The sequence below is a fragment of the Microbulbifer sp. YPW1 genome (assembly GCF_013367775.1).
Lineage (GTDB): Bacteria > Pseudomonadota > Gammaproteobacteria > Pseudomonadales > Cellvibrionaceae > Microbulbifer.
Genome location: NZ_CP055157.1, coordinates 4,423,664 through 4,442,387, shown reverse-complemented (window position 1 = coordinate 4,442,387; position 18,724 = coordinate 4,423,664). Strand labels below are relative to the sequence as shown.

Below are 18,724 nucleotides of genomic sequence, written 5' to 3'. Positions count from 1 at the left end.
TGCGAATAACAACTCGGAATTAGTAGATGAAGAATTTCCTGAAAGCGGCTTCGCTTGGCCTGGCACTGCCAGTTGCTGCCTATGCCCAGTCGTTTGTGGTCAACGATATTCGCGTTGAGGGCCTGCAGCGGGTTTCTGCGGGTTCGGTCTTTGCTGCACTGCCTGTACGGGTGGGTGACCAGATCGAAAGCCTGGATATCCAGAGCGCAACCCGCGCACTGTTCCGTACCGGATACTTTCAGGATATCCAGATCGGTCGCGAAAGTGGCGTGCTGGTCATTACCGTGCGGGAGCGACCGGCGATTTCAAAGATCGAAATCACCGGTAACAAGGCGATCAAGACCGAAGACCTGCTCAAGGGCATGAATGACAACGGTCTTGCGGAAGGCCAGATCTTCAAGCGCGCGACCCTCGAGGGGCTCGCTCAGGAACTGCAGCGCCAGTACGTCGCGCAGGGCCGCTACGGCGCCAGTGTAAAAACCGAGGTCAAAGAGCTGCCGCGCAACCAGGTTGAACTGAAGGTTGTGGTGGATGAAGGCTCCGTTGCCGCCATCAAGCACATCAACATTGTCGGCAATAGCGCTTTTTCCGATGACGAGCTGGGGGAGATTTTCGAACTCCAGACCACCGGCTGGCTGTCCTGGCTGAACAGTGATGACAAGTACTCCCGGGAAAAGCTGACCGGCGACCTGGAGCGACTCGAGTCCTACTATCTCGACCGGGGTTACCTGGAATTCAAAATCGATTCCACTCAGGTGTCATTGAGCCCGGACAAGCAGAGTGTATTCATCACCGTGAACATCACCGAGGGCGATGTGTACACGGTTTCCGATGTGGAGCTCGCCGGCGATCCAGTGGTTTCCGAGAAGGAAATTCGTCGCCTGTTGCTGGTGCGCAAAGGGCAAACCTTCTCTCAGGTGCTGATGACCACTACTTCCGATTACATTACCAAGCGCCTTGGTAACGAGGGTTATACCTTTGCCGAAGTCAACGGCATGCCGGAAGCGAATCAAGATGACAAAACCGTAAAGGTGACCTTCTTTATCGATCCGGGTAAGCGGGCCTATGTGCGTCGGATCAATTTCCGTGGCAACACGCGTACCTCCGACGATGTTCTGCGCCGCGAAATGCGCCAGATGGAATCCGCTTCGGCGTCCTCTGCCCGCATCGAACAGTCCAAGGTTCGTCTCGAGCGCCTGGGTTACTTCAAGGAAGTTCAGGTGGAAACCACCGAGGTTCCCGGTACTTCCGACCAGATCGACGTGGAGTACACCGTAGAGGAGCAGCCATCCGGTACCATCGGCGGTACTGTGGGTTACGCGCAGGGCAGTGGCCTGGTGCTGGGTGCCAATGTTCAGGAAAACAACTGGCTTGGTACCGGTAAATCCGTTGGTTTTGCGGTGAATACCTCCAGATACCAGTCGGTGGTGAACTTCTCCTATACCGATCCGTATTTCACGCCTGATGGGGTCAGCCGCGGTTTCAATGTGTTCTATCAGGAGCGGGATTATTCCGAGATCAACCTCTCCAGCTATAACACCACCACCTATGGTGCAGGCCTAAGCTTTGGTTACCCGATTTCTGAAATTTCCCGTGTAGGTCTGAACGTCGGGTTTAACCACCTGGAGTTGAGCACCCACGGCAATTCTGTTCAGGAGATCGTGGCGTCACCGCGTCCGTTGAGTAACGTGACCGGCCAAATCGATCTTAGCGATCGTCAGGCGGTACTGGATGAGCTCGGTGTGGCCGTTGAAGATGGTGTTGCTCTGGATCTGAGTATGCCCGTAGAGCCGGGCCTGCTGAATACGGACTTCAATGGTTTTGTGGATCTCTACGGAGACGAGTTCGATTCCTGGTCCCTGACCACATCTTATGCGCGTTCCACTCTGAACCGCGGGATTCTCGCGACCCGGGGTGCTTCCCAGCGCGCCTCCATGGAAATAGCCCTTCCCGGTGGTGACCTCGAATACTACAAGTTTATTTATACCGCCCAGTATTTCCGTCCTCTTACCAAGGATCTGACCCTGCGTCTGCGCACGCGTCTCGGTTATGCGGAAGGGTATGGTGATACCGGTCAGCTGCCGTTTTTTGAGAACTTCTACGGCGGCGGTTTCGGCTCCGTGCGTGGATTTGAGCGGAATTCCCTGGGGCCGCGCTCAACCCCTGCCGAATCTTACCTGAGTGAGGCATGTGCGGTGGACGCCGAGGGCAACGTGAGCAAACGCTGTTATCTGCTGAACACCGCAACCGATGAGCTGGCGACCCAGTCAACCGGTCGCAGACCGGATCCTTTTGGTGGCAATATCCTGGTCGAAGGCAGCGCGGAAGTCATCTTCCCGATTCCCTTTGTGAAAGACCAGCGCTCAATGCAGTCTGCGTTTTTTATCGATGCGGGTAACGTATTCAGCTCCAACTGTGGCGTAACTCAGCTCAACTGTTACGATATTGACGCGAAATACCTCAACGTTTCAGCGGGCGTAGGCCTGACCTGGATTACTGGTTTCGGCCCACTGACATTCAGTCTTTCCAAGGCGCTGGAGCAGAATGAGGATGATGAAATTGAAGTGTTCCAGTTCTCACTGGGTAATAGCTTCTAATGCACGGGTTTAGTCCCTGTTAATCCTACCGGTTGGGCAAATTGCTCAACCGGGCGGGACAAACCCATGGAAACTAGCGCCAATTCTCGATAGGGTTGCAGCCCCGGGAAGCGGGTAGAAAAACTGATAATAATCCGCACTCTGGTTAGTGCGGGAAATGGACAGAGATACGGAGAATTAACGTGTTCAAATTTGTAAAAGCAAGTGCAATTCTGCTGGCGGGCCTGTTGTTCACCGGTGCCGCGGTAGCGCAAACCAAAGTCGCGGTGGTGAATATTCAGGCTGCGATCATGAGCACTGAAAAAGCCTCGTCCAAAATCAATGCCCTGAAAACCAGCTCAGAGTACTCGCAGCTGCAGAACAGTGCGGAGAGCATTCGCTCCGAAGTGCAAAAAATGGCCGAAGACGCTCAGAAAAACGGTGTTACCTGGTCTGAAGAGAAAAAGGCTGAGCACCAGCGCAAGATGAACTTCAAGCGCTCCGATTTTGAAACTGCGGTTAAAAAACTGCGCGCGATGGAAGGTCAGGCGGTTCAGGACCTGCAGAAGGACCAGCTGCCGAAAGCCAAGGCCGTTCTGGAAGAGCTGATCAAAGAGCGCAAACTGGACCTGGTTCTGGATGCAACCGCTGCGGTTTACGCCGGTACCAATGCCAACCTTACTGAAGAGTTGGTGAAGCGCCTGAACGCGGCAAAATAAGCCGTTTCAGCTAGCGTTTGGAGCTTTAACATGAGCGAGCAGCCAACACTGGCGCTGTTGGCTGAAAAGCTGGGCGCAGAATTGCGCCTGGCGGCAGGGGCCAGTGCAGACCTGGTTCCCACCGGGCTGAATACCCTGCAAGATGCCAATGCGAGCCAGGTCAGTTTTCTGGCCAGCGCCAACTATCGCCGCTTTCTGGCCGGAACCCGCGCCTGTGCGGTGCTGGTGACAGAAGAACAGGCGGAGTCCTGTCCTGTTTCGGCACTGATTGTTCCCAATCCCTATCACGCTTTCGCACGGGCGACGGCCATCTACGATACTACCCCCAGCTATACTGCCGGTGTTGACCCTACCGCACGGGTGGATGCCACCGCGCAGGTGCATCCCAGTGTGTATGTGGGGGCCGGTGCGGTAATCGAGGCGCATGTCTGTGTCGCGGAGGGCTCGGTGATTGCGCCCGGTTGCGTGATTGGTGAGGGAAGTACCATTGGCCCACGCACTCGCCTGTTTCCCGGTGTGGTGATCTATCACGGTTGCGCTATCGGCGCCGACTGTACGGTTCACAGCAATACCGTGATTGGTGCCGACGGTTTCGGGTTTGCCCCCAGTGACGGCAAGTGGACCAAGATCCACCAGCTTGGCGGGGTAGAGATTGCCGATGAAGTAGAGATCGGTGCAAATACCTGTATTGATCGTGGCGCCCTTGGCAATACGCAGATCGGCCGTGGGGTCAAGATCGACAATATGGTGCAAATCGCGCACAATGTGCAGATTGGTGACTACTCAGCCATGGCTGCATGCTCGGCGGTTGCCGGCAGTGCAATCATAGGCAAGCACTGCACGATCGCCGGCGGCGTGGGAATTGTTGGCCATGTGACCATTGCCGACCGTACACACGTCACTGCGCGTACCCTCGTCACCAAGTCCATCGAGGAAGCTGGCTCTTATTCCAGCGGTATACCATTCTCCGATAGTCGTTCCTGGCGCCGTAACGCGGTGCGTTTTGGGCAGCTTGACCAGATGGCGCGCCGCCTCACTGGCGTTGAAAAATCGCTGCAAGAGGCTGTAACAGAAAAGGCTTCTCGGGAAGACGTTTCAGCCAGCACACCGAAAGGTGGAGTGGACTAAGGTCGGTTTGTTGCTGGACTTGGTTGTTAAATAGATATTTATCCGTAAATTCGGGGCGTTTGGCGCCCCGAAGTGGTTTCTGGGGACAAATCGTCATGATGGACGTACAGGAAATTCGTCAATACCTGCCGCACCGCTATCCTTTTCTTCTGGTGGACCGTGTCGTCGAGCTGGAAGAGGGCAAGTTGATCAAGGGCTACAAAAATATCTCGATTAATGAAGAGGTGTTTAATGGGCACTTTCCAGAAGTGCCGATTTTCCCGGGGGTCATGATCGTTGAGGCCCTGGCGCAGGTTTCCGGGATTTTGGGTTTCAAAACCCTCGGGCAGAAACCTGAAGACGGTTACCTTTATCTGTTTGCGGGTATCGACAATGTGCGCTTCAAGCGCCAGGTAGTGCCGGGAGATCGCCTGCAGCTGGAATCCGAGGTGGTTTCCGAGCGCCGCGGTATCTGGAAGTTTGCCGGGAAGGCCAGTGTCGATGGAGAGCTGGCGGCGTCAGCGGACATTCTTTGCGCCGTTAAAAAGATCTGATTCCGCCGCAAACTCTGTCTGGTTGCAATGGGCACGGCTCATTGTGACCAAATTGTTTTTTATATTCGCCGTTCGTGGGTAAAGTAGCAAAGTTGTCTGCGTTGCCGGTTGCGGGGCTTTCTGGCCTGCAGGCCGGTGCAGGCTGAACTGAGCCGGTGAGGAGAAGACCACAGAATGCAGACCAGTATTCACCCGACCGCCATCGTCGACAATTCGGCGAAAATCGGTGAGGGCGTGAAGATAGGCCCTTACAGTGTCATTGGGCCGGACGTGGAAATCGGTGATGGCTGTGAAATCGCCTCCCACGTCGTTCTCAGTGGGCCTACCACGCTGGGAAAAAATAACCACATCTATCAGTTTGCCACGGTAGGGCAGGATACCCCGGACAAGAAATACCAGGGCGAGGCCACCACTCTGGTAATCGGTGACAACAACGTTATTCGCGAAGGTGTCACCATCCATCGTGGCACTGTACAGGATCGCGGCGAGACCACCATCGGCAATGACAATCTGCTGATGGCTTATGCGCATATCGGTCACGATAGCGTTATCGGCAATCATACGATTCTGGTCAACAACGTGGCCCTGGCCGGTCATGTATTTGTGCGCGATTGGGCAATCCTCAGCGGTTACACCCTGGTACATCAGTACTGCACTATTGGCGAGCATGCCTTTACCGGTATGGGCGCGGGTATCGGCAAGGATGTTCCCGCTTATGTGATGGTGGCTGGCAATCCGGCCGAGGCAAAAACCATCAACGCGGAAGGATTGCGCCGCAGGGGCTTCAGCAGGGAAGAGATTGCCCTGATCAACAAAGCTTACAAAATCGTCTATCGCCGCGGTTTGACTACCGACGAAGCGCTGGAATCCCTCGCCAACCTCCGGCAGGAGTCAGCGGTCATCCAGCCGTGGATCGATTCCCTGGAAAACTCCACCCGCGGCATCGTTCGCTGAGGTAACTGCGTGTCTGAGCGAGAAGTGTTGCGTATCGGTATGCTCGCCGGTGAGGCGTCGGGGGATATTCTCGGCGCGGGCCTGATAGGAGCGCTGCAAAAGCGTTTCCGCCGGGTAGAAGTGGTGGGTATCGCGGGGCCGCGTATGCAAGCCCTCGGTGCCGAATCTCTGTTTCCCATGGAGCGATTGTCGGTTATGGGGCTGGTGGAGCCGCTCAAGCGCCTCCCTGAGCTTCTGAAAATCCGCCGTTCGCTGCGCCAGCACTTTCTCGTCAATCCCCCGGACCTGTTTGTCGGCATTGATTCTCCCGATTTTAATCTGGGCCTCGAAGAGGCATTGCGATCTGCTGGAATTCCCACCATGCATTACGTCAGCCCATCGGTGTGGGCCTGGCGTCAGGGGCGGATCAAGAAAATTGCGCGGGCGGTCGACCATATGTTGACCCTGCTGCCTTTTGAGGCGGAGTTTTACCGGGAGCACAATGTCCCCGTGACGTTCGTGGGCCATCCGCTGGCAGATGAAATTCCACTGGAAGTCGATGTTCAGGCGGCAAGGCGAGCTCTCGGGTTTGCGGAAGACGATCAGGTGGTGGCTCTGCTGCCAGGTAGCCGAGGGGGCGAAGTGCGTTTACTGGGGCCGCTTTTTCTGCAGGCCGCGCAATGGTGTTACCAGCGACGTCGCAATCTCCGGTTCGTGTTGCCTGCTGCCAGTGCGGAGCGCAAGGCGCAGCTGCAGCAGCAGGTTGCCGATCTCCCGGGGGCGGAGGAGTTGCCGCTGACGATTCTTGATGGGCAGTCCCAGCAGGCGCTGGCGGCTGCAGATGCCGTGCTGATCGCATCGGGTACCGCCACCCTGGAAACCATGCTGATGAACAAGCCCATGGTGGTGGCGTACAAGATGGCGAGCCTGTCTTACGCCATTTTTTCCCGGATGTTGCACACGCCCTGGGTGTCCCTGCCCAACTTACTGGCACAGCGCGAGCTGGTGCCTGAAATTCTTCAGGACGATGCGACCCCGGAGGCTCTGGGTGCGGCTGTGCTGAATTATTTTGACGACCCGTTACTCGGTGATCAGCTGCGCAGAACCTTCAGCGAAATGCACCAGGAGCTGCGACGCGATGCGTCCGAAAAAGCCGCCGACGCGGTGTGCAATCTCATCAAGCAATAATGCCTAAAGAATCCAGCCATCATGAAAGCCAAAGCCTCCTTACCTCCCTATGTCTGCAGTTACACCGGTCATCTTCTGGCGGGTGTCGATGAGGTAGGGCGGGGCCCGCTCGCCGGCGATGTGGTGGCGGCAGCGGTTATCCTGGACCCAAAGAACCCGGTGATGGGGCTGGCAGACTCCAAGAAGTTGTCCGAGAAAAAGCGCGAGGCGCTGTTTGATGAGATCCGCGAAAAGGCGCTGGCTTTTGCCGTTGCCCGCGCCACGGTCGCGGAAATTGATCAGCTCAATATTCTCCATGCCAGTATGTTGGCCATGAAGCGGGCGGTAGAGCAGTTGTCGGTGCAGCCCGAATACGTGCTGGTAGATGGCAACCGCAAGCCGCAGTGGCACTACGAGTGCGATACGGTGGTCAAGGGGGACGATAGGGTTGCTTCGATTGCAGCCGCGTCGATCCTGGCAAAAGTGACCCGGGATAGGGAGATGGTGGCGCTGGATCAGCAGTATCCCGGCTACGGCCTGGCAGGCCACAAGGGTTATCCCACCAAAGTGCATATGGAAGCTCTGGCCCGGCTGGGTGCGTCTCCGGTGCACAGGAAAAGCTTCGCGCCGGTGCGGCGTCAGCTGGAGCTGATCTGAGTCCCGCGGGCCTGGGCCCGCAGGATTAGGTGTTCCGTAATTCCCTTATGCTTATTCTTTAACCGCCGGCTTTTTTGATGCGCGCGCTGGTAATCATCTTGTCTGACACCTCTACAATCTCGATCAAGTAGTCCTGAATGTAGAGGCTGATGTTGCCCTCCGGGATACTCTCGAGGTGTTCCATGATCAGTCCGTTAAATGTTTTGGGGCCGTCAGTGGGCAGGTGCCAGTGCAGGGTGCGGTTCATCTCGCGGATGGACGTACCGCCGTCTACCAGGTACCAGTCGTCTTCCTGCTTTACGATTTCTTCATCATCGCTGGGTACCGGGCTTGCGGTAAAATCGCCCACGATTTCTTCCAGCAGGTCTTCCAGGGTAACAATCCCCATCACCTCACCGTACTCGTCCACCACCAGTCCCATGCGACGCTTTTTCTGCTGGAAATTCATCAGCAGCGTGGGTAGCGGGGTTGCCTCGGGTACGAAGTAGGGCTCATTGAGGTGAGATTTGAGCGTCTCCGCGGTAAGGTCTTCCGGTCCGTCGCGCAGTATCTGGGCCGCCCGTCGGAGGTGCAGTATGCCGACTACCTGGTTGATGTCTCCGCGGTAAACCGGGAGGCGGGTAAAACTGCTCTCGGCCAGTTGCTGCAGGATAGCTTCTGCGGAATTATCCAGGTCCACACCGATCACCTCGTTGCGCGGGATCATGATGTCTTCCACGGTGGCCTGGTCGAGGTCCAGCACGTTAAGCAGCATGCCTTTGTGCTTGGTCGGCAGCAGTGCGCCGGACTCGAACACGACCGACCGCAGCTCTTCCGGAGCCAAGTGTTCCGCCTCCGACTCCTTGCCCGCTTCCACGCCCACCAGGCGGGCGAGGGCGTTGGACACACTGCCCACAAGCCACACGAAAGGTGAAAGTAAGAAGAGAAGTGGGCGCAGCAACAGGCTGGCGGGAAACGCGATCTTTTCCGGATGCAGGGCGGCGATGGTTTTCGGTGTGACCTCGGCGAAGACTAGCACGACTACGGTTAGCGCAGCGGTGGCGTACCAGACTCCAGCCTCGCCATAGAGTTTGGTAAATACTGCGCCCGCGATCACCGAGGCGAGGATATTGACCAGGTTGTTGCCGATCAGAATGACCCCGATCAGTTTGTCCGGGCGTGCGAGCAGCTCCATGGCCCTTTTGGCGCCGCGGTGTCCACTTTTCGCTTGATGACGCAGGCGATAGCGATTCAGCGCCATCATGCTGGTTTCGGAGCTGGAAAAGAAAGCGGAAATAACAATCAGCAGGCCTATCAGTGCAAATAACAGGCCGGGCGGCAGGTCGTTCAAGGGGGAGCTCTTTCTGTTGAATCAGGGCGATATTGGATCAGAACGGCGCATGCCGCAAGTCAGGCGGCTCAGCCGCCGGAAAAAATGACTTCCAATGCCAGTTTGCTGCCGAAAAATGCCAGCAACAGAACGGCAAATGCGGAGAGTGTCCAGCGTACCGCGGTGTTGCCGCGCCAGCCATTTTTCCAGTGTCCCCACAGCAAAATGCTGTACAGGATCCAAGCAAAAATCGACAGTGCGGTTTTGTGAACCAGGTGCTGAGCGAAGAGGTCATCCACGAACAGGGCGCCGGTTATCAGGGATGCGGTCAGTAACAGCTGTCCGAACGCGATCAGGCCAAACAGCAGGCTTTCCATGGTTTGCAGTGGCGGCAGCATCCGGCTCATACCGGCGGGGCGGTGGTTGTGCAATTGCTGGTTGAGCCAGTACAGGTAGATTGCCTGCAGGGTCGCTAGGGTAAGCAGTGCATAGGCCGAGATGGAAAGCAGCGCGTGGGCCGCAATCCCCGGTGAAATCTGCGAGCGCGGTATAGCAGTACCCCACGCGTGTACCGCAGCGAGCTCACTGAGGGCTGCTAGTGGCGCAATTGCGAGTATCAGCAGTGTGAGCTGGTGACGCAGGGAGAGGCACAGTAGAAGCAGGGCGACAGACCAGGTGATCAGCGACAGCATCGCCAGCAGGTCAAAGCGGAAGCCGTTGTCAGCCAGCAGGGTGAATTTCAGGGAGATGGCGTGGGCCACCACGGCGCCGGCGAACAGCCCGAGCAGCAGGGTGTGTCTGCGGGACTGGGATTGGCGAGACAGGGTGGCAGCCGCTACTACTGTAGTGGCTATATAGAGTGCAATTGCCATCCAGTGGGCGAATGCCGCCATTAGGGTAAATCCGTCTTGCTGGTTCATTATGTGTTCCGGGCAGGCAGTGTGTCACAGCGCGCCTGTGCTGGAAAGCCCGCCTGAGCTATACTGCCGCGTTTTTGGGGTACCGGCGGTAGGCCGGGCCACTACGGCATTTACGATTTGAGAAGGTGATATGTTCGATAACCTGAGCGACCGTCTGTCGTCGGCACTGAAAAAAGTCACAGGTAAGGCTCGCCTGACGGATGACAATATCCGCGACACCCTGCGCGAAGTGCGCAAGGCTCTGCTGGAAGCGGATGTGGCGCTGCCGGTGGTAAAAGCCTTTGTACAGCAGGTGCGCACTGCGGCTGTTGGCCAGAAGGTCAGCAAGGCGCTGAACCCGGGCCAGCAGTTCGTCAAGATCGTCCAGGACGAGCTGGTCAAGGTCATGGGGGAGGCGGCCACGCCGTTGAACCTGGCCGTAAAGCCGCCGGCAGTCATCCTGATGGCTGGCCTGCAGGGTGCGGGTAAGACCACCAGTGTCGCCAAGCTTTCCAAGTACCTGCAGGAGCGGGAAAAGAAAAAGGTCATGGTGGTGAGTGCCGACGTCTATCGTCCGGCGGCCATCAAGCAGCTCGAAACCCTTGCGGGAGAGGTCGGGGCGATCTTCCACCCCTCCGAGCCGGATCAGAAGCCAGTTGATATCGCGCGCGGTGCGGTAGAGGCAGCGCGCAAGCAGTTCGCCGACGTGCTGATCGTGGATACCGCGGGTCGCCTGCATATCGATGACCAGCTGATGGACGAGATTCGCGAGCTTCACGAGGTGCTGGACCCCGCGGAGACCCTGTTCGTGATCGACGCAATGATCGGTCAGGATGCGGTCAATACCGCCAGTGCTTTCAACGATGCGCTGCCATTGACCGGTGTGGTGCTGACCAAGGCGGACGGTGACGCCCGCGGCGGTGCGGCCCTGTCCGTGCGCCATGTGACTGGCAAGCCGATCAAGTTCATCGGTGTTGGTGAAAAAACCGATGCGCTGGAGACCTTCCACCCGGACCGTATCGCCTCCCGGATTCTGGGGATGGGCGATATCCTCTCGCTGATTGAGCAGGCCGAGCAGAATATTGACCGCTCCAAAGCGGAAAAGCTGGTCAAGAAAGTGCAGAAGGGCAAGGGCTTTGACCTTGAGGACCTGCGCGACCAATTGCAGCAGATGCAGAATATGGGCGGACTTGGCGCCCTGATGGACAAGATGCCCGGTATGGGTGGTCTCGCCCAGGCCGCGCAGCAGGCGGATATGGGTAAGGAATTCCGCCGCATGGACGCACTGATCAGCTCCATGACTCCGGACGAACGCCGCAACCCCGACCTGCTGAACGGTTCCCGCAAGCGGCGTATCACCGCCGGTTCCGGCACTCAGATCCAGGATCTGAACCGCCTGCTCAAGCAGCACAAGCAGATGGGCAAGATGATGAAGAAGCTCAAAGGCGGCGGCATGGGCAAAATGATGCGTGGGCTGGGCGGATTGCCCGGCATGGGTGGTGGCGCCGGAGGTCTTGGCGGGCCAGGTGGTATGGGCGGAATGCCGGGCGGCCTGCCGCCGGGTTTCCGCAAGAAGTAAGCTGGAATCACCCTCGATTCTGGCGGTGTTATTCGCTGCTATACAAACCGTAAAGGGTGCATTAGAATACGCCGCCTTTCAGCTGGCCCTTGGCCGCTGGGCATTGATTTAAAAGCAGATTTTTGTCTCGGCAAATGTCTGAAATACCGCCGTGAGGCGGGATATGCCGGTCATAAAGTGTGACCGGTGAGTGTTGAAACTACAGGATAGCTACATGGTAACCATTCGTTTGGCTCGTGGCGGTGCAAAGAAGCGCCCGTTTTATCACCTGACTGTGACTGACAGCCGCAAATCCCGCGACGGTCGTTTCATTGAGCGTGTTGGCTTCTTCAACCCGGTAGCCCGTGGTCAGGAAGAGCGTCTGCGCATCGACCGTGAGCGCGTTGAATTCTGGGTAGGCCAGGGCGCACAGGTTTCTGATCGCGTCAGCAAGCTGCTGAAAGAATCTGCCTGATCCCTGATTTTGCCCATTTGTCTGTATCCGGGGTATGGCTGTGGCTGAGCATTCGGTAAATCGCGAAGAACTGGTCACAGTCGGACGTATCACTTCGGTGTACGGCGTCCGGGGCTGGGTTAAGGTGCACTCCTTTACCGAGCCAATGGACAATATCCTGCATTTTTCCCGATTGTGGCTTCAGGCCGCCGGGGCGCAGGGTGAAGGGCAGTGGCAATCTCTTGATATCGAAGAAGGCAAGCGCCACGGCAAGGGCCTGATCGTGCATATCAAGGGTGTGGACGACCGCGATCTCGCGGCGCAGTTCTGCCAGAGAGATATTGCAGTTGCCGGCAGTGAAATGCCGCAGCTGGAAGATGGCGAGTACTACTGGCACCAGTTGCAGGGTCTGCAGGTGGTGAGCCAGTTTGAAGGTCGTGAATACCGCTTCGGCGAAGTGGTGCGACTGATGGAAACCGGTGCCAACGATGTGATGGTGGTGCGGGGCGGTGACGACGGGCGCGAGCGCCTAATTCCGTATCTGCCCGGTGAATTCATCACGGGCGTCGATCTCGACGCGGGCCAGATTACCGTCGATTGGGACCCCGAGTTCTGATGGCGGCCAGGCGCGTGGCCCTGGTGAGCATCTTTCCGGAGATGTTCTCCGCACTGACCGACTACGGTATCAGTGGGCGGGCGGTCAAAGACGGCCTGCTGGAAGTGCGCTGCTGGAATCCCAGGGATTTCACCAGTGACCGGCATCGTACTGTGGACGATCGTCCTTACGGCGGTGGCCCCGGCATGGTTATGTTGGCTGAGCCGTTGTCCCAGGCGCTTTCCGAAGCGCGAGCCTGGGCAGAGGAGGCGGGTCCCGCGCGGTCGATTTATCTGTCACCCCAGGGGCGACAGCTGGATCAGGCCGGAGTCGAGCATCTTTCCCACAGCGGTAACCTGGTTCTTTTGGCCGGGCGCTACGAAGGGGTGGATGAGCGACTGGTTGACGCCCTGATTGATGAAGAGTGGTCGATTGGCGACTACGTGCTCAGTGGTGGCGAGCTCGCTGCCATGGTGCTGGTGGACGCGGTTACGCGTTTGATACCCGGCGCCCTCGGGCACGACCTGTCGGCAGTGGAAGACTCTTTCGCCCAGGGGTTGCTTGATTGCCCGCACTATACTCGCCCGGAAGATTTTCGCGGCGAAAAGGTGCCGGAGGTTCTGCTTTCCGGTAACCATGAAAAGATACGCCGCTGGCGACTCAAGCAGGCCTTGGGTCGCACGCAGCAGCGCCGGCCAGACCTCCTGGAAAAGCTGGCGCTCACTCCGGAACAGGCGCAACTGCTGGATGAGTTCCTGCAGGAAGTGCCACCGGAGCAACAGAATTAATATCGAATTCGCCGGGAGGCGGGAGTAATTCGGTGATCTAGCCGTGAGGCTACACAAAACCCTTTTGGAGAACTCCAAATGACCAACAAAATCATCCAGCAGCTGGAAACTGAACAGCTCAAAGCCGAACTGCCTGAATTTGCCCCGGGCGACACCATTGTCGTTCAGGTAAAGGTAAAAGAAGGTAACCGCGAGCGTCTGCAGGCGTTTGAAGGCGTTGTGATTGGCAAGCGTAACCGCGGCCTGAACTCCTCTTTCACCGTGCGCAAGATCTCTCACGGTGTTGGTGTTGAGCGTACCTTCCAGACCCACAGCCCGCTGGTAGATAGCATTGCTGTGAAGCGTCGTGGTGACGTTCGCCAGGCCAAGTTGTACTACTTGCGCAACCTGACTGGTAAGGCAGCTCGCATCAAGGAAAAGCTCGGCTGAGTTTTCCTGCGACACGAAAAACCGGAGCTTGTCTCCGGTTTTTTTATGCCTGAAGAAACCGCACGGGGAGGCCTGTGCTTTAATGGCGCGATGAGCAACTTCCACAATCCACAAGGACTGATTACCGCCTGGCTCGATATGCTGTGGGCCGAGCGCGGGGTCAGTGAGCACACTCGCGCGGCCTATGGTCGCGACCTGAACGCATTTGCTGAGTACTGCACCTGCGTCGGCAAAGACCTCGGTCAGGTCATTCGCGAGGATATCCTGACCTATCTCGGCAGTCGTCACGAGGCGGGGCAGTCAGCGCGCTCCAGCGCCAGGGCGCTGGCCGCACTGCGCAGCTTTTACCGTCACTGTCTGCGCCAGGGGATGATAGAGCATGACCCGGTGGCGCTAGTGGACAATCCCAAAATACCCAAGCCGTTGCCGAAATCGCTTTCGGAGGGCGATGTTGAGCTGCTGCTGGAGGCCCCGGATACCGAGACCCCGATTGGTCTGCGGGACAGGGCCATGCTTGAGTTGCTCTACGCCTGCGGGCTGCGGGTTAGTGAGCTGGTAGGGCTGAGCCTGTCGCAACTGAATCTGCGTCAGGGTGTGGTGCGCGTGTATGGCAAGGGGCGCAAGGAGCGACTGGTGCCCATGGGGCGCGCGGCTGAGCGCTGGCTGGAGAGATACCTGGGCACGGCCCGTCCGCAGCTGCTGGCAATGGGGGAGAGTGACGCCTGTTTTCCCGGTCGCGGCGGGGCCGCCATGACCCGTCAGACGTTCTGGTACCGCATCAAGCACTGGGCAAAGGTTGCGGGTATCGATAAGCCGTTGTCCCCGCATACCCTGCGCCACGCCTTTGCCACACACCTGTTGAATCACGGCGCAGACCTGAGGGTTGTCCAGCTGCTGCTGGGGCACTCGGATCTGTCCACGACACAGATATATACCGCGGTGGCCCGGGCCAGATTGCAGGCTCTACACGGCGAACACCATCCCCGCGGGTAATTGGTGCGTGGTAATTGCGCCGTGCATGTAGTAAAACGCGCACTAACTGCTCGAATACAAGAGACAGGTGCCATACTGGGCTGAACCCACGACCGCAAGCGCTGTCGAAGAATGACGAATAATCTGGAGCGAACCGAATCATGACCTTTCTTGCCAAGCCACTCTCTGCGCTCGTTGCCACCGCATCTTTATTGTTGGGGCAGGCTGCCGTTGCGGACGTGGACGCCGCCACAGCCAAGCAGATCAAGGCCAAGCTTGCCGCGGGGAATCCGCAGGCGAATTTCGGGGATGTGCGTGAGAGCCCGGTTCCCGGCCTGTACGAGGTGGATGTGAATGGCGGCAATGTGCTGTTCGTCTCCAAAGATGGCGGTCACTTTATTGCCGGCGACCTGTTTGAGCTGGGGCCACAGAAGGTGGTTAACCTGTCCGAGCAGCGTCGCGGTCGCCACCGTGCAGAGGTGATGGGAGAGCAGGATCTGAAAGATATGATCGTGTTTTCCCCCAAGGGCGAAACCAAGGCACATATCTACGTGTTCACCGATGTGGACTGCGGTTATTGCCGCAAGCTGCACGACGATGTCCCCAAGCTGAACCGTATGGGTATCGAAGTGCGCTATCTGGCCTTTCCCCGCGCGGGCCTGAATTCCGTGGGCTATCGCAAGATCGCCACCGCGTGGTGTGCTGACGATCCCAACCAGACGCTCACTGACCTGAAGAACCGCAAGAATGTGCCCTTGGATGTCTGCAAGAACAATCCGGTGGCGGCTCAGTACAAAATGGGTAACGAAGTGATCGATGTGCGCGGAACGCCCACGATTGTGATGGAAGATGGTACCGTGGTGCCCGGCTACCTGCCGCCGGACACCCTGGCCAAGGCGCTGGGTATCTGAAGCCCGGTACCGACGGAATGACCCTGAGAAGGCCGGCAATTGCCGGCCTTCTGCATTATGGGATACGGGTGGAGTAGCGCGGCGGTGGATATTTGACCGCTCTGCGCAATTTAATTGACAATTTCCCCCCGATCTCAGTAAGGTTGTCGACCTTTTTTTGATTTAAACGCCAGTTATTGCGCTGTGTTCCATAAGAGTCATGCGCGGAGGGATGTTGTGAGCGCATTTGCCGACGAAGCCACCAAGGTAGTAGAAAATTCAAAATCTGTGGGCAGCCTGCCCGCGGTACGTATCGGTATTTGTGGTCTCGGGACCGTAGGTAGCGGTACGGTCAATGTCATGGCGCGGAACTGTGAGGAAATCGCTGCGCGCTGTGGCCGCGCTGTAGAGATCGTCCAGATTGGCGCGCGACGTGATAACCCGGATTGCGATACCAGTGGCCTGAACGTCACCCGCGAAATATTCGATGTGGTCAACAACCCCGATGTCGACGTTGTAGTTGAGCTGATCGGAGGCACCACCGTGGCCCGTGAACTGGTGCTTACGGCCATCGCCAACGGCAAGCACGTGGTTACCGCAAACAAGGCTTTGATCGCCGAGCACGGCAACGAACTGTTTGCTGCAGCCGCCGACAAGGGCGTCACCATTGCCTATGAGGCCGCAGTCGCCGGTGGCATCCCGATCATCAAATCCCTGCGCGAAGGTCTTGTCGGTAACCGCATCCAGTGGCTGGCGGGGATCATCAACGGAACCGGCAACTACATCCTGACCGAAATGCGCGAGAAGGGTCGCAGTTTTGACGAGGCGCTGGCCCAGGCCCAGGCACTGGGATACGCCGAGGCGGATCCGACTTTTGACGTGGAAGGTATCGACGCAGCGCACAAGCTGGTGATCATGGCGTCGCTGGCCTTCGGCGTGCCGCTGGCATTTGACAAGGTGTACACCGAGGGGATTAGCGGTGTTGCCAAAGAGGATATCCAGTACGCTGATGAACTGGGTTACCGTATCAAGCATCTGGGTATTGCGCGGCGCACCAACGATGGTGTGGAACTGCGCGTACACCCGACCCTGATTCCCCAGCGTCGCCTGATCGCTAATGTGAACGGTGTGATGAACGCGGTGCTGGTCAATGGCGATGCCGTGGGGCCGACCCTGTATTACGGTGCCGGCGCTGGTGCCGAGGCGACGGCCTCTGCAGTGATTGCGGATATTGTCGATGTGGCGCGTACCTTGAATGTGCGCCCCGACCAGCGCGTGCCGCTAGCGGGTGTGACCCAGGACAGCCAGGGAAATCTGGACGATGTTCTGCCCATGTCTGAGGCCGAGACCAGCTATTACATGCGTATTTCTGCGTTCGACAAACCGGGCGTCATGTCTCAGGTTGCAAAAATCTGTAGTGATCAGGGCATCAGTATCGAGGCACTGATCCAGCACGAGCCGGCGGAAGATGAAGAGCTGGTGCCGGTGGTGCTACTGACCAGCCGCGCGCGTGAAGCGCAGCTGCAAGAGGCGGTCAACCAGATCGAGGCGCTGGACAGCATCCAGAGCCCTGTGGTCCGCATTCGCGTCGAGACCCTCGGCTGATCCGATTCAGCAATTTATGTATTTGAGGTGGGCGCTGCGCCCACCTCATTCCCCCTATCAAGAATTATTCAGATCAGTACAACACCGTGAAATTTGTCAGCACCCGCGGCCGCGCGCCGTCTCTCAGCTTTGCCGATACCGTTCTCACAGGCCTCGCCAGCGATGGCGGGCTTTATGTTCCCGAAAAACTGCCCACCTTCAGCCGCGAAGAAATTGCGGAGATGGCGGGGCTGGATTATCGGGAACTGGCATTCCGCATTATGTGGCCGTTCGTCTCCGAAGATCTTACTGAAGACGAAATGCGCGGCATCATCGACCGCGCCTACGCTAATTTCCGCCATACCGCGATCGCGCCGCTGGTGCAGACCGATCACAACGAGTGGGTGATGGAACTGTTCCAGGGGCCGACCCTGGCGTTCAAGGATTTCGCCCTGCAGTTCCTGGGGCAATTGTTCGACCTGTTGCTGAAAAAGCGCGGCGAAAAAGTGGTAGTGCTGGGCGCCACGTCCGGGGATACCGGTTCTGCAGCGATCGAGGGTTGCCGTCACTGCGAGAACATCGACATCTTCATCCTGCATCCGCACAACCGGGTATCCGAGGTGCAGCGCAAGCAGATGACCACGGTGCTGTCGGACAACGTCTACAACATCGCGCTGGAAGGCAATTTCGACGATTGCCAGAATATGGTCAAAGCCAGCTTTGCGGATCAGTCTTTCCTGCCCGATGGCCGCCGCCTGGTTGCGGTGAACTCCATCAACTGGGCGCGGATCATGGCCCAGATCGTCTATTACTTCTACGCGTCGCTGAGTCTCGGTGGTCCGTACCGTCCGGTGAATTTCTCTGTGCCGACCGGCAACTTCGGGGATATTTTTGCCGGATACCTGGCGCGGGGTATGGGCCTGCCGATCAACCAGCTGGTGATCGCCACCAACGCCAACGATATTCTGCACCGTTGTATCAGTGCCAACGACCACTCACCCAAGCCGCTGGTGCACAGCCTGTCACCGAGTATGGATATCATGGTGTCCAGCAACTTCGAGCGCCTGCTGTTTGATCTCTACGATCGCAATGGCGAGTCAGTAGCGGAGCTGCTGGCAGATCGCAGCGCGCCGCTGAAGCTGGATGACAGCGTTCTGGAAAAAGCCCGTACCCTGTTTGCCTCCGAGCGGGTAGGGGACGAGCGCACTGTTGAAGTGATTCGCGAGGTGTTCGAGTCCACCGAATACCTGCTGGACCCGCATACCGCCATCGGCGTGGAAGCAGGGCGGCGCGCACGCAAATCCAAGGCCGAGCCGATGGTGTGCCTGGCAACGGCGCACCCGGCCAAATTCAGCGAGGCCGTGGACAAGGCGCTGCCGGGTACCCAGGTTCCGCTGCCCCACCATATGCAGGACCTGCTGCAACGGGAGGAGCGGATGCAAGTTCTGCAAAACGACCTTTCTGCGGTACACGATTTTATCTCAAGCGCTCTGGGCTAAGCGCTGCTTGAGCCGCAGCCGGTCGGCGATAGAA

The 18,724-nt window shown here is 57.9% G+C and carries 18 protein-coding genes; 16 read left to right on the top strand and 2 right to left on the bottom strand.

Annotated elements, in window-relative coordinates; translation table 11 throughout:
• The first annotated feature begins 26 nt into the window (after window positions 1-26).
• The 7 genes from bamA to rnhB all read left to right on the top strand — a co-directional run bounded on the left by bamA (window position 27) and on the right by rnhB (window position 7,713).
• A complete protein-coding gene (gene bamA, locus HUW35_RS18120) occupies window positions 27-2,597 on the top strand; it encodes an outer membrane protein assembly factor BamA (RefSeq protein ID WP_181253600.1) in 2,571 nt (856 codons plus the stop codon).
• A 182-nt stretch (window positions 2,598-2,779) separates the two neighbouring features.
• Window positions 2,780-3,295: an OmpH family outer membrane protein gene (locus tag HUW35_RS18115; RefSeq protein ID WP_078084818.1), complete on the top strand. Its 516-nt coding sequence runs from the start codon at window positions 2,780-2,782 to the stop codon at window positions 3,293-3,295.
• Between the two features lie 30 nt (window positions 3,296-3,325).
• Window positions 3,326-4,423 carry a UDP-3-O-(3-hydroxymyristoyl)glucosamine N-acyltransferase gene (lpxD, locus tag HUW35_RS18110; protein ID WP_181253599.1) on the top strand — a complete coding sequence of 366 codons (1,098 nt, stop codon included), beginning with the start codon at window positions 3,326-3,328 and terminating at the stop codon, window positions 4,421-4,423.
• Window positions 4,424-4,518: 95 nt separating this feature from the next.
• Window positions 4,519-4,956 (top strand): 3-hydroxyacyl-ACP dehydratase FabZ, encoded by a 438-nt coding sequence (fabZ, locus tag HUW35_RS18105; protein ID WP_078084816.1) that lies wholly within the window; start codon window positions 4,519-4,521, stop codon window positions 4,954-4,956.
• Window positions 4,957-5,130: 174 nt separating this feature from the next.
• Window positions 5,131-5,910, top strand: a complete 780-nt coding sequence (gene lpxA, locus HUW35_RS18100; protein WP_181253598.1) for an acyl-ACP--UDP-N-acetylglucosamine O-acyltransferase — start codon at window positions 5,131-5,133, stop codon at window positions 5,908-5,910.
• 39 nt (window positions 5,911-5,949) lie between these two features.
• Window positions 5,950-7,077, top strand: a complete 1,128-nt coding sequence (gene lpxB, locus HUW35_RS18095) for a lipid-A-disaccharide synthase (protein WP_181255791.1) — start codon at window positions 5,950-5,952, stop codon at window positions 7,075-7,077.
• Window positions 7,078-7,098: 21 nt separating this feature from the next.
• A complete protein-coding gene (gene rnhB, locus HUW35_RS18090) occupies window positions 7,099-7,713 on the top strand; it encodes a ribonuclease HII (RefSeq protein WP_181253597.1) in 615 nt (204 codons plus the stop codon).
• Between the two features lie 58 nt (window positions 7,714-7,771).
• Here rnhB and HUW35_RS18085 read toward each other — a convergent pair whose 3' ends face one another.
• Both HUW35_RS18085 and HUW35_RS18080 read right to left on the bottom strand, forming a co-directional pair.
• Window positions 7,772-9,043 carry an HlyC/CorC family transporter gene (locus HUW35_RS18085; RefSeq protein ID WP_181253596.1) on the bottom strand — a complete coding sequence of 424 codons (1,272 nt, stop codon included), beginning with the start codon at window positions 9,041-9,043 and terminating at the stop codon, window positions 7,772-7,774.
• 68 nt (window positions 9,044-9,111) lie between these two features.
• Window positions 9,112-9,942 carry an inner membrane protein YpjD gene (locus HUW35_RS18080; protein WP_255463379.1) on the bottom strand — a complete coding sequence of 277 codons (831 nt, stop codon included), beginning with the start codon at window positions 9,940-9,942 and terminating at the stop codon, window positions 9,112-9,114.
• A 130-nt stretch (window positions 9,943-10,072) separates the two neighbouring features.
• Between HUW35_RS18080 and ffh the strand changes: the two genes are divergently transcribed.
• The 9 genes from ffh to thrC all read left to right on the top strand — a co-directional run bounded on the left by ffh (window position 10,073) and on the right by thrC (window position 18,690).
• Window positions 10,073-11,500, top strand: coding sequence for a signal recognition particle protein (gene ffh / locus HUW35_RS18075; protein ID WP_181253595.1), 1,428 nt, complete (start codon window positions 10,073-10,075; stop codon window positions 11,498-11,500).
• Window positions 11,501-11,714: 214 nt separating this feature from the next.
• The gene (rpsP, locus tag HUW35_RS18070) at window positions 11,715-11,954 is read left to right on the top strand and encodes a 30S ribosomal protein S16 (protein ID WP_078084810.1); all 240 of its coding nucleotides are present in this window, start codon (window positions 11,715-11,717) and stop codon (window positions 11,952-11,954) included.
• 40 nt (window positions 11,955-11,994) lie between these two features.
• A complete protein-coding gene (gene rimM, locus HUW35_RS18065) occupies window positions 11,995-12,549 on the top strand; it encodes a ribosome maturation factor RimM (protein ID WP_255463378.1) in 555 nt (184 codons plus the stop codon).
• Window positions 12,549-13,316: a tRNA (guanosine(37)-N1)-methyltransferase TrmD gene (gene trmD, locus HUW35_RS18060; protein WP_181253593.1), complete on the top strand. Its 768-nt coding sequence runs from the start codon at window positions 12,549-12,551 to the stop codon at window positions 13,314-13,316. Before rimM ends, trmD begins: the two co-directional genes overlap by 1 nt.
• Before the next feature lie 78 nt (window positions 13,317-13,394).
• Window positions 13,395-13,745 carry a 50S ribosomal protein L19 gene (gene rplS, locus HUW35_RS18055; RefSeq protein WP_066965310.1) on the top strand — a complete coding sequence of 117 codons (351 nt, stop codon included), beginning with the start codon at window positions 13,395-13,397 and terminating at the stop codon, window positions 13,743-13,745.
• Window positions 13,746-13,835: 90 nt separating this feature from the next.
• Window positions 13,836-14,738, top strand: coding sequence for a site-specific tyrosine recombinase XerD (xerD, locus tag HUW35_RS18050; RefSeq protein ID WP_181255789.1), 903 nt, complete (start codon window positions 13,836-13,838; stop codon window positions 14,736-14,738).
• Between the two features lie 140 nt (window positions 14,739-14,878).
• A complete protein-coding gene (locus HUW35_RS18045) occupies window positions 14,879-15,628 on the top strand; it encodes a DsbC family protein (protein ID WP_181253592.1) in 750 nt (249 codons plus the stop codon).
• A gap of 276 nt (window positions 15,629-15,904) precedes the next feature.
• On the top strand, window positions 15,905-17,212 hold the full coding sequence (locus tag HUW35_RS18040) for a homoserine dehydrogenase (RefSeq protein ID WP_181255788.1): 1,308 nt from the start codon (window positions 15,905-15,907) through the stop codon (window positions 17,210-17,212).
• An 86-nt stretch (window positions 17,213-17,298) separates the two neighbouring features.
• Window positions 17,299-18,690, top strand: coding sequence for a threonine synthase (gene thrC / locus HUW35_RS18035; RefSeq protein WP_181253591.1), 1,392 nt, complete (start codon window positions 17,299-17,301; stop codon window positions 18,688-18,690).
• The last annotated feature ends 34 nt before the right edge of the window (window positions 18,691-18,724 follow it).

Excerpts from the sequence above, each read along its gene's own strand:
- fabZ (WP_078084816.1), top strand. The coding sequence starts at position 4,519 with ATGATGGACGTACAGGAAATTCGTCAATACCTGCCGCACCGCTATCCT.
- rpsP (WP_078084810.1), top strand. The coding sequence starts at position 11,715 with ATGGTAACCATTCGTTTGGCTCGTGGCGGTGCAAAGAAGCGCCCGTTT.
- lpxA (WP_181253598.1), top strand. The coding sequence starts at position 5,131 with ATGCAGACCAGTATTCACCCGACCGCCATCGTCGACAATTCGGCGAAA.
- HUW35_RS18080 (WP_255463379.1), bottom strand. The coding sequence starts at position 9,942 with ATGAACCAGCAAGACGGATTTACCCTAATGGCGGCATTCGCCCACTGG.
- trmD (WP_181253593.1), top strand. The coding sequence starts at position 12,549 with ATGGCGGCCAGGCGCGTGGCCCTGGTGAGCATCTTTCCGGAGATGTTC.
- lpxB (WP_181255791.1), top strand. The coding sequence starts at position 5,950 with ATGCTCGCCGGTGAGGCGTCGGGGGATATTCTCGGCGCGGGCCTGATA.
- bamA (WP_181253600.1), top strand. The coding sequence starts at position 27 with ATGAAGAATTTCCTGAAAGCGGCTTCGCTTGGCCTGGCACTGCCAGTT.
- rnhB (WP_181253597.1), top strand. The coding sequence starts at position 7,099 with ATGAAAGCCAAAGCCTCCTTACCTCCCTATGTCTGCAGTTACACCGGT.
- HUW35_RS18045 (WP_181253592.1), top strand. The coding sequence starts at position 14,879 with ATGACCTTTCTTGCCAAGCCACTCTCTGCGCTCGTTGCCACCGCATCT.
- ffh (WP_181253595.1), top strand. The coding sequence starts at position 10,073 with ATGTTCGATAACCTGAGCGACCGTCTGTCGTCGGCACTGAAAAAAGTC.
- xerD (WP_181255789.1), top strand. The coding sequence starts at position 13,836 with ATGAGCAACTTCCACAATCCACAAGGACTGATTACCGCCTGGCTCGAT.
- rplS (WP_066965310.1), top strand. The coding sequence starts at position 13,395 with ATGACCAACAAAATCATCCAGCAGCTGGAAACTGAACAGCTCAAAGCC.
- lpxD (WP_181253599.1), top strand. The coding sequence starts at position 3,326 with ATGAGCGAGCAGCCAACACTGGCGCTGTTGGCTGAAAAGCTGGGCGCA.